This window comes from Bradyrhizobium sp. KBS0727 (genome assembly GCF_005937885.2).
Classification (GTDB): Bacteria; Pseudomonadota; Alphaproteobacteria; order Rhizobiales; family Xanthobacteraceae; genus Bradyrhizobium.
Genome location: NZ_CP042176.1, coordinates 5,897,062 through 5,909,319 on the forward strand (window position 1 = coordinate 5,897,062; position 12,258 = coordinate 5,909,319).

The following is a 12,258-nucleotide window of genomic DNA, read 5'->3' on the forward strand; positions in this document are numbered from 1 at the left end:
GGTGTTATCCTTGATTTAAGACAAGTCCCTCGCGCGGGCTGCCACTTTCTGTATCGCAAGGCGCGATATGCTGAGCAGCTTCTTGAATCGCACTGATAATGTTGCGGTAGCCGGTACAACGACAGATGTTGCCGTCGAGTTGATGCCTGATTTCCTCGGGGGTCGGATCCGGGTAGCGCTGAAGAAGCTGGATCGTGGCCATCACGAATCCGGGCGTGCAGAAGCCGCATTGAAGACCGTGATTATTTTTGAAGGCTTGCTGCACCGGATGAAGACGGTCTTCCTTGGCCAATCCTTCAATCGTGACGATCTCCTTCCCTGCCACTTGCACCGCGAAAATCGTGCAGGACTTTACGGCTAGGCCGTCCAGAAGAACCGTGCAAGCCCCGCATTGACTTGTATCGCATCCCACATGCGTGCCCGTCAGGTTCGCCTTTTCCCTTATGTAGTGAACAAGGAGAAGACGCGCCTCAACATCGTGTTCATGCACGCTGCCGTTGATCGCCAATGATACGGAGTGCTTCATCTGGTGTCTTCTTTGTATGCACTTTGGGTCTCCGATTCCGACGGAACCCTTCCGGCATGGAAACCGTTTTGCAGCGACTTCAGGACGTCGCCCCAACTGATCGGCAAGCTGCTTATTTCCAACCGTCCCTCAAACGCATCCGCTACCGCCGCCGCTATGGCCGCCGGTGGCGAATTGGGCCCGCTTTCTCCCACCGATTTGATGCCCAATGGATTGTCGTCCGTAGGAAAAATGACATGGTCAAGGTCGATATCCGGGATGTCACTGGCGCGAGGGACAAAGTAATCCATCATCGAGCCCGAGAGAGCCTGTCCCTCCGAGTCGTAGATCATCCGTTCGCCCAGAGCGATGCCAAAGCCCTGGGCGAGACCCCCGCATATCTGCCCTTCCACCACGGCAGGATTGAGAGGCTTGCCGCTGTCGTGAACAAAGACATACTTGAGAACGTGAATGCGGCCGGTGTTCCGATCGATCTCCACGACGGCGATGTTTACCCCGCTGGACCATGTTACTGTCGGCGGATAGAAGGACGCCGTCGACGCCAGACCTGGGCCGCCAAGATCCGCCATTCTTCGATCTCGTACTGACTTTTGCGCAAGTTCGGCGAACGTCATGAATTGCTGGCCGGGAGCCTTGACGCTGACGACTCCGTCGGTGACATCGAGTTCGGTGGCGGCGCACTCGAACAACCTCGACGCAAATGTCACGATCTTGTGCCTGAGATCCAGGGCCGCTTTGTATACGGCATTTCCTGTATTGATCGCTACCCGGCTTGCGCCGGTTCCAAACCCGAAATCCTGCAGGTTTGTGTCGCCCCCTCGTACGAATACCTCGTCTAACGCGAGGCCCAGCGCGCTTCCACATATTTGAGCCAACGTTGTTTCGTGGCTCTGTCCCTGGGAGTTCACTCCGATCGAAACCTGCGCGTGGCCGCGATAGTCGATTTGTACAGTGGCGGTCTCGGACGGCCCCATTCCTCCGGCCTCGACGTAGCTCGATATTCCGATGCCAATGCAGCGGCCCGCTTGGCGCAGATCCATCTGTCGGTTCCGCCAACCCCAGTAGTCGCTCTTGGTCAACGCACGTTCCAGAAGCAGCGGGAAGTCCAGGTCTTTATAGTTGATGGGAACGCCATCGCGGTAAATCAGGCCACTTTTGTAAGGCATATCGGCGGCTTCGATTATGTTGCGGCGCCGCGCCTCGACGGGGTCAATCGTCAGTTCGCGAGCGATCGCGTCCAGTATTCGATCCATCGTGAACACAGCCTCGACCCGGCCGGCCCCGCGATATGGGCAACATGGAACAGTATTCGTAGCGATGGATTGTGAGTCGAATCGAAAGGCCGGTATCTTGTAGTGCGTGGTCAGATGATTGATCGTATTGGACGGCAACATCGTCTGATAGTGATTGTAGGCTCCCACTTCTTTCCGCAGGATGAGATCCATGCACAGGATCGTCCCGTCTCGCTTTATGCCGACACGGACGTCGTGACTCTGCCGGCCCGATTGATTTGACGAGATCATGTGCTCAAGCCGCGTCTCGATCCATCTGATCGGCTTCTTGAGCTTGTAAGCCGCGATCGCGACGATCAGATCCTCCGGCTTCAGACCGCCTTTGAGACCGAACCCCCCGCCGATATCGCGGCAGATAACGCGGACCTGTTTGATCGGGAGATCGAGGACCCGCGCTATCGTCTCCCGCATCGAATACGGAGCCTGCGTCGTCGACCACACGTTCAGCGTACCTGTCGAAGCGTCCCACTGGACCGCGATACCCCTGCATTCGATGGCCATGGCCTTCAGGCTTTGGAGATCGAAACGCTTGGTGATGATCCGGTCAGCCTGACGAAACGCTTCGTCGACGTCTCCGACCTCGAAATTCATGCGCGCTACGACGTTGTCGTATCCTTCATGAAGGCGAACCGAGCCGGGACTGGCGGCCTCCTCCCATGTAACCACTGGCAACGCTTCATATTCCACTTCGACCAGATCGGCGCCATCGGCAGCGCTGTAGGGTGACTTCGCAATCACGACTGCGACAACTTCTCCGACGTGGGTGGCATGATCCGATAATATTTTATGGACCGGCCCACTTGAGTCTCCGCCGTAGGGGTTCGCGGCTCCCTGAATTCCTCCGATGGAAGGCAGGGCGGCTGACAATTCCTTCCAGGTGCCGGGACCGACGATTGCGAGCACCCCTGGGCAGCTTAGAGCAGCGTCGGTTGTTATTTTGCGGATGAAGGCGTGCGCGTGAGAGCTGCGGACGAACGCAGCATAGGCCATGCCCGGCAACTTCACGTCCTCGACGTATTGACCTTGTCCGGTAAGGAAGCGGTCGTCCTCCTTCCGCTCCACGCTCAGTCCAAGCAAGGCTTCCTCCAATCCCTTAGGCAGCGGCAGCCCCGATATGAGAGCTGCCACCAGGCATCATACGTTGGACCTTCCGAAGCGGAGATCTGCTCGACGCATCATAGGTTGCGGACCAGAAAATCGGCCATCGCGGGGCGCATGATGTGAGAGCGGTCGTGACAACAATGAATCGCATCGTCCCAGATCAAAGTCTCGACTGGCCCTTTCACCTCGGCAATCAACTCCTCCGCGTTGATGATGGGCGTCTGCATGTCGAGTCCGCCATGGGTGACGAATGTTGGGCAGGTGATCTTGTCGGCGTAGCCTTTAAGGTCCAGGAATTTGTAGAATTCCACCGCCTCTTCCATGGTTTCGCTCCCGCTGATGTAGAGCAGCGCCTTTCGGCTGTTTCCCTGCTTCTCGGGCAGGCCGTAAAGACGATAAAGGACTCCCCAGCAAGCCAGAGCCTTGATCCGTTTATCCACCGCCGCTGCCTTTGGCGCGTAGTATCCTCCCATGCTGCGGCCGACGATGCCGATACGGGAGGAGTCAATTTCGATTCTTGATTCCAGGTAGTCGATCACCGCACTAACGGACTTCTCGTAGTCCGGCCGCAGACGCATTTCAAAAAGCGTCTCTCCCTGGCCCGGACCATCGAATGCAAATGTCGCCAGTCCCCGCCGAATGCACTCATCACTGAAGTCGAGGTAGTCCTCCTTCGTCGTGTCAAGCCCGCCGATGCAGATGACCACGGGCGGATTGCTGACACCGGCCGGGCGGCGAAAGTAACCCGCCAGCTTGATGCCATCGAACGGAACTTCCACCCGCTCGACCGGAGACTCAAACAGCGGCGCAGCACGAAGAAAGACGGCGGTTTTCTTGTCGTGAATGCGCTTTTTCAGTGCAATATCGTCATACAGCAGATATTGCGCATAGTGATAGTAGATCGCGGAGCGCGCGAATTCGGATGCCGCCGTTAGTTTGGCGTTCTGCGCAAGCGACGCTTCGCCGCGCTTCTCCGCTTCCGCTGCAAAGGACGACCACACCACGGGCCAATCGTTCCAGTCTCCCACTTTCTCGCGGATATTGATGAGATCCCGATAGTGAACCCCATCGGCCAGAAATCTGTCGATGCCCTTGTCAATGACGGCCTTCGCCGAGGTCTGATCCATTTTGTTCTCTCCCATCGTCGACTGTAATTATGGAGCTTTCGAGCGGCAGCCGTGGATTTGTCGGTACAATCGGGGTCGTTCACGCTGCAGCACTCTTCGAAGGCCGACCAAGATACGCTTGCTCACTTTCGCCGAAGATCAGCGATAGAGGGCGGCGACATCCGGCTCCCATCTCGATAGAACATGCCGACGTGGAGGCATAATAATCTTGCGCGATGCCAGCGATCTCACGATGTTATCGCTCGGATCTCCGGCGGCAACGCCCCGCGATGGCACGTCTCGACCCTGGCCTCCCAAACCTTCTCCTCCACCAAACGAAGCAGGACGGGCTTAACAAGGTTGTTGACGAGAACAGCAGCAACAGACAGGGGCCGGTCTATCGGAGTTGCCAGAAACACGTTGCGCCGCACTTCCGGCTCGACGATTCGCCAGGTCGAGATGAGACCCTGTTGCCGTTCCGAACGCACAGCCATCATCGGAAGCACGGCAAATGCAGATCCTTGCTCGATCATCGTCTTGATGGGTCCATATGAATCGATCTCCATTGACACATGCAAGGAACACATGTGCTTCTTAGCGAGCTCTTCAAGGAGATCGCGCAGCCCATGGCCGCTGTTGGGAAGGATCAACGGTAAGCTGACGGCTTCACGAAACGGTATGGTGTCGCCCGGCGCCCGGCCGCCGCCTGGCGACGATAGCGGTCCGCCACACAAAACAATCTCTTCGGAAAACACCCGTTCGAACTTCAGATCCCGCCGGTCGGACTCACGATATTGCACCGCGATATCGACTTTGCCGTCACCCAGCCAATCGGACACATAGCCGCTCATCGGCTCAAGAATACGGATCTTGATTTTGGGATATGCAAGACCGACTTCTTTGATCAACCGAGGACTTAAGACGGGACTTACCGTCGTCGGCACTCCAATACGCACTTCGCCGAATGGCTCAACGTCGGCTCCCCTGACAAACTCGTGCATGGCCTCGAACTGCGCGAGCAGACTTCTCGCGTGCTTCACGAGGCGTTCGCCGGCTTCGGTCGGCCTTACGCCTCTCGAACTTCGAAACAGCAACCCGACGCCGAACTCTTCTTCCAAGCTTTTGATGTGCTGGCTCAGCGCGGGCTGAACGATATGAACACGCTCGGCCGCCTTTGAGAGCGATCCCTCCTCCACAATAGCGATGAAATATTCTAGTTGACGGAGGTTCATATCGCTCAGATGACCGGATCGACACCCTAGTTGAACATAGCTTTCTCAGTATCATTACGCAACTGTCTGCATCTCGACGAGACAGCGCCCCTTTGCTATGCCGCACAACATCGGCGGCGCGGCAACGTCGTCATACCTCCAGCCACTGCTGGCGGATGTGGGCGTTACTTCTCAGGGAAGCTGGCGTTCCATCGAACACAACTTTTCCGTGACCCATGACGTAGATTCTATGGGAAATCCGCATTGCGATTGACAGCTTCTGTTCGACAAGAAGGATCGATATCCCCCGTGCAGCAATCGCGGCGATTAGGTTGCCAACTTGCTGAACGACCAGAGGCGCGAGGCCTTCGGTAGGCTCGTCTATCAGAATGAGATCGGGATCCCCCATCAAGGTGCGGCAAATGGTCAGCATTTGCTTTTCGCCGCCGGATAGCACCCCCGCGGCCGTATCCGCCCGCGCACCTAGATTCGGGAACATATCGAAGACTTCGCTGATTTCCCATCGACCGCGCTTGGATGTGTCTTTGATTCCCAACATCAGGTTCTGACGGACGGTCAGCGTGGGAAATATATCGCGACTTTCGGGAACGTACCCCAGTCCTAAGCGGGCGATACGATGGCTTGGAAGACCCTCGATGTTTCTACCGCGAAACAGTATTTCTCCATAAGGCCGGACTTCGCCCATGATCGCCTTAACGGTGGTGGACCTTCCCACCCCATTCCGTCCGAGAAGGCTTACGATCTCTCCGCTGCCAACAGAAAGTGAAACACCCTGCAAGACATGGCTTTTCCCGTAATAGGCGTTCAGGTCGCGCAGTTGCAGCATCAAGAGGTCTCTTCGTTACCCAGGTATGCTTCGCGAACCTTGGCGTCGCGGCGGATCTGTTCGGGCGTTCCGCACGCGATGACTTGTCCGTACACGAGAACGGAAATTCGGTCGGCAAGGGTGAAGACCACGCTCATATCGTGCTCGACGATCAGAAGAGTGCGCCCTTCCGTAATGCGACGGATGAGGCTAACAGCACGCTCGGTTTCGGCGTGGCTCATCCCGGCGGTCGGCTCGTCGAGAAGGATGACGTCGGCGCCGCCAGCGACGGTAATCCCGATTTCAAGAGCGCGTTGTTCGGCGTAGGTCAGCAGTCCGGCAGCGACCTCGCGCCTGTCGAGCAAGCCTATTTCCCCGAGTATTTCTTCGATTTGTCCTTCTACGCCGGTCAACTTGTCGACGTTCCCCCAGAAGCGATAACGCTGTCCGGACGACCACAGTATCGCACAGCGGACGTTTTCCCGTACGCTCATGTTCGAGAAGACGTTCGTGATCTGAAAACTGCGTGAAAGCCCCATTCTGCTGATTTCGTATGAGGGTAGCCCTGCGATCTGCTTGTTCTTCAGGAGGATATCGCCCGATGTCGGCGGCATCAGTCCACTGATCAGATTGAAAAGCGTGGATTTTCCAGCGCCGTTCGGACCAATGAGGGCGTGACGCTCCCCTTTCGTAATCGCAAGATCGACACCGCGAATAACCGGTATATTCCCGAACGACTTCTTCAGGGATTTGATTGTGAGCGCATTTTCCGTCATGTCGCGGCTCTTCTAATGGCCGCATTGGAAATGGCGAGGTTCCACGCGTTTGCGATATGCCTCCACGAGGCGCGCGCAGGGAGATATCCACCGAGAAGGAGCGCTGAGGCAAGCAGGATAACGCGCGGGTCCGTGGCGACGAGGCGAATACCAAAGATCTCCTTGCTTTGTTCGCCGGACACATAGCCGACCATCAACTCGATGCTCAGAATCGCTCCGGCGACCAGCACGGCGGTCGGAATTGCAGCGATCAAATAAGCTATCAGGACACCCGACATCGCCCGGGCATCGATCAACGACGCGTGCCTTCGCAGAAGTCCGGCGATGCCCTCCGGGACGAACATGACTACGAGGACAAATAAAATTCCGAAATACAATTGCCAGACAGCGGTGATGTCGCTGAGCGTGACTGTGAGCAACGTCACCAGGATTGCGCCAAGCATCGGGCCGATGAATTGTCCGGATCCTCCTATGTAGGCAGCAAAGAGCGGAAGACCTGATTGTGCCGCACCCAGATATGTCGCGTTTGCAATTTCGAAGTTGATTGCGGCCAGCGCACCGGCAATTCCCGCGAAGAAACCCGCGAAGCAGAATGCTATGTAGCGGACGACTTGCGGATCGTATCCTACGAATTCCGCGCGCTCTGGATTGTCCCGGACCGCGTTGCACATCTGGCCGAGCGGTGTGCGTGTCAGCGCACGCATCGCCGCCACCGAAATTACCGTCCAGACAACGATGAGGTAGTATACTTGGCGTTGCGATCCGAAAGTTAGCCCGAACATCGGTGGGAGCTGCGTGCGATTGGTCGAGACGCCGGCCTCACCGCCGAATACGTCATTTAGTATCAGGGATAGCGACAATACTAGCTCGGCTATCCCCAAGGAGATCATGGCGAACGTCATGCCGCCGCCTCGCGTGGACGGCCACCCAAGCAGACACGCTGTTACCAATCCAGCCACGCCACCCAAGATCGGTATCAACGGCAGCGGAATCGGCAACCCCAGAGTGGTTGCGATATTTATTGAATGAACTGCCGCAAAGCCGCCGATGCCGTAGTAGACGGCGTGGCCAAACGACAGCATACCCGATTGTCCGAACAGGATGTTGTACGACAGTGAAAAGATTACAGAGATGCCGATAAGATTCATGACGGAAATAGCGCCCCCTGAGGAAAACAGGAACGGCAAGCCCGCAACAACAACGATCGCAACGGACCATACCGCGCGATGGCTGTTAGACCGGGGACGCAGAAACTCGGGCGGGATTACTCTTTTGAGCATCACAGACGTTTTCCGAGCAGACCCGTAGGTCGGAACACAAGTATCAGTACGAGGAGCACGTAAGGGATCATGGGAGCTATCTGCGCGACTTTAACGTTCCAGATATTTCGCACGACAGGTGCCGAGATGCTTCCGAAAAGATCGGCCGCAGACACGTCAATCGCCACGGCGAAAGTTTGGATAATTGCAACCAGCAACGACGCCACGAACGCTCCGGGCAATGATCCCATGCCACCGACGACAATAACCACGAAGAGGATGGGTCCGAGCGAAGCCGCCATGGACGGTTGAGTCACTAGCGCAGGGCCGGCGATTACGCCGGCCAGACCAGCCAATGCCGACCCCACCCCGAATACGAACATGAAAATGCGGGGAACGTTATGGCCCAACATCGCCACCATGTTCGGGTGGGTAAGCGATGCCTGAATTATCAGTCCAACGCGTGTACGCTTCAATATGATTACCAAGAACGCGAACATTACCAGGGACGTCATGAGCATGAAGGCTCGATAAAACGGATAGGTAGTATTGAACAGCTGAAAAGCGACGAAGTCGAGTGATGTTGGAACTCGATAATCGACCGGCATTTTCCCCCAAAGCATCATGACAAGCTCTTCGATCAGGTATGCAAGACCGAATGTGAACAAGAGTTCTGAGACGTGACCGGTCCGGTGTACGCGACGCAAGCCGAAGCGTTCCACCAACGCCCCAGCAACTCCTACTATTATTGGGGCAAACAGGAACCCTGTCCAAAAGCCATATCGACGGCTAAGCTCAAAACCGAAATAAGCACCTAGCATGTAGAAGCTCGTATGAGCGAAATTGAGAACGCCCATCATGCTGAAGATGAGCGTGAGGCCGCTTGCCATCATGAACAGAAGCATGCCGTAGAGAAAGCCGTTCAGCATGGAGAACGTGATCAACTCGAGCATGTGCATCTTCTTCTATTGAAATCGCCAACCCGCCGCCGAGCCGACTGTTGCGGCGTCGGCTCAGTCGCGCTCATTAGCCGCACCCCAGGCTTCGCGTCGTTGCCGCTCGTGGCCTAGCTGGGCCTCTTCATTTTGCAAGTTGTGTCGACGACTGTCTCCGACAGAGGCACCGGGGCCACAGCTTGCCACCCCAAGCCCGTGCTTTCTTCGTCGAATTTCATGCCGTCCTTCAGGGGGACGAGGGACACGACGTACATGTCGTTGAACCCCTGATGATCTTCACCGCGCATGAGCACAGGCCCATAAGCTCCCTTGAAATTCATCCCCTCGAGGAGGGGGGCGATTTTCGACGGCTCCGTCGAGCCGCCCTGCCGCATTGCGGCTACCATCATGTCTATTGTGTTTCTTGCGCGGGGATACCACCAGCCATAACCTGCGTAACGGCGACGGAAATCGGTCTCGAAATCGGCGTCATCAGCGCCTGGCTGATTGCTGTAGCCTTCGACAATCGCGCTCACTTGGCCCGAAAGGCCAGCTTGTTTAATGGCCGTCGGGCCACCCGGACCTGCACCGAAGAAAGTGAACCAACGCACTTTTAGCCCCGCCTCTCCCGAGGCCTTCAAAAGCAGCGCAAAATCAGGACCCCAATTCGCCGTGATCACGCTATCGGCGCCAGACGCCCGGATCTTGGCCACATAAGGCGCAAAATCGTTTATCTTCGCGAGGGGGTGAAGTTCGTCACCTACTATCGAGATGTCGGGGCGCATATCCTTCAAAAACAGTCGCGCCGACTCCCGACTGTTCTGTCCGAGCGAATAGTCCTGATTGATCAGGTATACCTTCTTTATTTCCGGCTGCTTCGCGATGAAAGACGTCAACGCCTTCATCTTCATGGTGGTATGAGGCACCCATCGAAACTGCCAGTAACTGCAACGCTCATTCGTTAAGACGGGATCTTCCGCCGAATAGTTGAGGTACATAACCTCCTTTCCCGGATTTCTTTCGTTGTACCTCGTCACGAAGTCCTGGATTGCTCCTCCCGGCCCAGAACCGTTTCCGACAAGAACATACCGGGCGCCCGCATCGACTGCCTTCTGGGCGCTGACGACCGTTTCCTGCACGCTGAGCTTGTTATCGTAGGAGAGGATCTCCAGTGTTCTGCCCCCAACGCCTCCATCTGCATTTATTCGCTCTGCGATGTACTGAAATTGATGAAGGGCGTGCGTACCGACTGCGGCAAACGGCCCCGACATTGGTTCGATCAGCGCGAGCTTTATTGTCTCCTGTGCAGATGCCGGCGAGCCGGAAATACACGTAATGAACGTAAAAACGAGAAACCGTCGATAGCTTCGTCCAAGATTTTGCACGCGTCCCTCCATCTGGCTTCGCTCGCAAGAGCTGTCTTTTCCGCTTCAGTCGCCGCTTGCGGAATGAACCGCCCGCAAACAATCGCCAGCTCGCGAAGGACCCTCCGCAGCGATTAGCGTTGTGAAAACAGCATGATCGCCGCAGTCGCTCTTTGGAGCGTTCTCTGGATCGCAGCTGCCTTCTTCCGTCGTGGCTTGTTCGGCCGGTTCTCCCTTACGGGAACTCCCGGCCACTTCTCCCGTATTCAATTATTGCTTCTCGCTTGCCGGCATTCTTAGCCCACCGGTCACGCGGCTAATAATAGTCTTCCGCGATAATTGCGATACTTGAACGTAATAGCAGCATTTTTTGCGTCGCACTCGCTTGCCGTCCTTCTGCGGTCAAACAGCTTGATGAATTCAACGCACGGTCCGCGAAATCAGAGCGTCGCTGCGCCCTTCGGCGATGACACGTCAACCTATGGCAGTGCCCCTGGCATCCTCGACAATCCTGCGAACACGGCTCTCGAAGTCCGAGACGCGGTTCGGATGAGTCAGCACATAAAGCCGGTTGTCTCTAATGGCAGACAGCACCCTGGCGGCCACCTCGTCAGGTGGCAAGCCGTCAGCGATTTCCTTTGAAAAGTGCATGTTTCGATCGGTATACGGGTCAGTGGCGAGGTCCAGCGGCCCTCCGAACCTTGCCGGTCTGTTTCGACCGTTGTGCAGCATTGCTGTCCTGACCCAGGATGGACACAAGACGCTGACCCCGATTTTCGAACCCTTGAGTTCGTCTTCCAATACTTCGGACAGTCCAACAACAGCAAATTTCGTAGCGCAATAAGGACCCGACAACGCGCGGCCGATCAGTCCAGCCATCGAAGCGGTATTCACGATATGCCCGGGCTCGCCGTGAGCTTTCATGTGCGGCAAAAGGCAGCGCAACCCGTGAATGATCCCTTTGAAATTAACTCCGATGACCCAATCCCAATCTTCATATGAGATTGTTTCCACCAGCCCCGCACGCGAAACACCGGCATTGTTGCAAAGGACGTGAACTTTGCCAAACTCGGAAACTGTCTCGTTGGCGGCTTGTCGCAGGGATGCCTCGTCCGCCACATCACAGACGAATCCGATAACGTCGCATTTGTCGGCCTTCAGCTGCTGTACCGCCGCGGAGAGGTCGTCAGCATTGATATCGGCAAGGGCGATCTTCATTCCGATGCCGGCAAACATTTTCGCCATCGCGAACCCGATGCCGCTTGCGCCCCCGGTAATAAAGGCGGTCTTGCCTTGCAATTCCATGTTTGTGGTCCCACCTCTTAGTTCAGCATCTTGCACTGTCTGCCGCTTGAACAGGTTTTGCGTCAGGGGATTTGGCGCTCCGGAATGTGAATGATCAGGCCCTCGAACTTGTCAGAGACCAGAAGCTGGCAGCTCAAGCGGCTATTTGATCTCCTCTCGGCTGCAGTGCAATTCAACAGCTCGTCCTCCATCAAATCGAGCGACGGCAAGCGATCGATCTGGCCTTCGTTGATGTAAACATGGCAAGTGGCGCATAACGCAGACCCTCCGCATTCACCGATGATCCCATCCACGCCTGCGGCGACGGCTGCTTGCATAAGCGTCTGCCCATTGGCGACATTACGAACGTGTTCGGCGCCGGACGGATGCACGAATATCACACACGTCATGATGGCGCTCCGGGTGCATCGTGCTCGGCGAACAGGATCGCCGAGATCGGATCGGCAGCCCTGAGGGCGCTCTTCATGCTTTAGCAATCGTCATTCTGACCCCTGTCTGATTGTCGTGGCCCCCGAAGAGGACGGAATGAAACCGGCGACGATGTTAGCGAATTCGAT

The 12,258-nt window shown here is 56.4% G+C and carries 11 protein-coding genes; all 11 read right to left on the bottom strand.

The window, feature by feature from the left end:
- Positions 1-4: 4 nt before the first annotated feature.
- On the bottom strand, positions 5-526 hold the full coding sequence (locus FFI89_RS27680) for a (2Fe-2S)-binding protein (RefSeq protein WP_138830699.1): 522 nt from the start codon (positions 524-526) through the stop codon (positions 5-7).
- Positions 523-2,895 (bottom strand): xanthine dehydrogenase family protein molybdopterin-binding subunit, encoded by a 2,373-nt coding sequence (locus FFI89_RS27685; RefSeq protein WP_138846648.1) that lies wholly within the window; start codon positions 2,893-2,895, stop codon positions 523-525. The genes FFI89_RS27680 and FFI89_RS27685 overlap by 4 nt, the downstream gene beginning before the upstream one ends.
- A 98-nt stretch (positions 2,896-2,993) precedes the next feature.
- Positions 2,994-4,046, bottom strand: coding sequence for a S9 family peptidase (locus tag FFI89_RS27690; protein WP_168213069.1), 1,053 nt, complete (start codon positions 4,044-4,046; stop codon positions 2,994-2,996).
- Between the two features lie 227 nt (positions 4,047-4,273).
- Positions 4,274-5,257: a LysR family transcriptional regulator gene (locus FFI89_RS27695; protein ID WP_138830702.1), complete on the bottom strand. Its 984-nt coding sequence runs from the start codon at positions 5,255-5,257 to the stop codon at positions 4,274-4,276.
- A 130-nt stretch (positions 5,258-5,387) separates the two neighbouring features.
- Positions 5,388-6,083 (bottom strand): ABC transporter ATP-binding protein, encoded by a 696-nt coding sequence (locus FFI89_RS27700; protein WP_138830703.1) that lies wholly within the window; start codon positions 6,081-6,083, stop codon positions 5,388-5,390.
- Positions 6,083-6,838 (bottom strand): ABC transporter ATP-binding protein, encoded by a 756-nt coding sequence (locus tag FFI89_RS27705; protein ID WP_138830704.1) that lies wholly within the window; start codon positions 6,836-6,838, stop codon positions 6,083-6,085. The genes FFI89_RS27700 and FFI89_RS27705 overlap by 1 nt, the downstream gene beginning before the upstream one ends.
- Complete coding sequence (locus FFI89_RS27710) at positions 6,835-8,118, bottom strand: branched-chain amino acid ABC transporter permease (protein ID WP_246669540.1); 1,284 nt, start codon at positions 8,116-8,118, stop codon at positions 6,835-6,837. The genes FFI89_RS27705 and FFI89_RS27710 overlap by 4 nt, the downstream gene beginning before the upstream one ends.
- Positions 8,118-9,050 (bottom strand): branched-chain amino acid ABC transporter permease, encoded by a 933-nt coding sequence (locus tag FFI89_RS27715; protein ID WP_138830706.1) that lies wholly within the window; start codon positions 9,048-9,050, stop codon positions 8,118-8,120. Before FFI89_RS27715 ends, FFI89_RS27710 begins: the two co-directional genes overlap by 1 nt.
- Before the next feature lie 113 nt (positions 9,051-9,163).
- Positions 9,164-10,417 carry a branched-chain amino acid ABC transporter substrate-binding protein gene (locus tag FFI89_RS27720; RefSeq protein WP_246669276.1) on the bottom strand — a complete coding sequence of 418 codons (1,254 nt, stop codon included), beginning with the start codon at positions 10,415-10,417 and terminating at the stop codon, positions 9,164-9,166.
- 453 nt (positions 10,418-10,870) lie between these two features.
- Entirely contained in the window at positions 10,871-11,701 is an 831-nt protein-coding gene (locus tag FFI89_RS27725) for an SDR family NAD(P)-dependent oxidoreductase (RefSeq protein ID WP_138830708.1), read from the bottom strand.
- Between the two features lie 62 nt (positions 11,702-11,763).
- Complete coding sequence (locus tag FFI89_RS27730; protein WP_138830709.1) at positions 11,764-12,090, bottom strand: 2Fe-2S iron-sulfur cluster-binding protein; 327 nt, start codon at positions 12,088-12,090, stop codon at positions 11,764-11,766.
- Between the last annotated feature and the right edge of the window lie 168 nt (positions 12,091-12,258).

Bases quoted from the DNA above. Each gene is read 5' to 3' on its own strand.
- FFI89_RS27725 (WP_138830708.1), bottom strand. From the start codon at position 11,701: ATGGAATTGCAAGGCAAGACCGCCTTTATTACCGGGGGCGCAAGCGGC.
- FFI89_RS27705 (WP_138830704.1), bottom strand. From the start codon at position 6,838: ATGACGGAAAATGCGCTCACAATCAAATCCCTGAAGAAGTCGTTCGGG.
- FFI89_RS27710 (WP_246669540.1), bottom strand. From the start codon at position 8,118: ATGCTCAAAAGAGTAATCCCGCCCGAGTTTCTGCGTCCCCGGTCTAAC.
- FFI89_RS27700 (WP_138830703.1), bottom strand. From the start codon at position 6,083: ATGCTGCAACTGCGCGACCTGAACGCCTATTACGGGAAAAGCCATGTC.
- FFI89_RS27730 (WP_138830709.1), bottom strand. From the start codon at position 12,090: ATGACGTGTGTGATATTCGTGCATCCGTCCGGCGCCGAACACGTTCGT.
- FFI89_RS27680 (WP_138830699.1), bottom strand. From the start codon at position 526: ATGAAGCACTCCGTATCATTGGCGATCAACGGCAGCGTGCATGAACAC.
- FFI89_RS27690 (WP_168213069.1), bottom strand. From the start codon at position 4,046: ATGGATCAGACCTCGGCGAAGGCCGTCATTGACAAGGGCATCGACAGA.
- FFI89_RS27715 (WP_138830706.1), bottom strand. From the start codon at position 9,050: ATGCTCGAGTTGATCACGTTCTCCATGCTGAACGGCTTTCTCTACGGC.
- FFI89_RS27695 (WP_138830702.1), bottom strand. From the start codon at position 5,257: ATGAACCTCCGTCAACTAGAATATTTCATCGCTATTGTGGAGGAGGGA.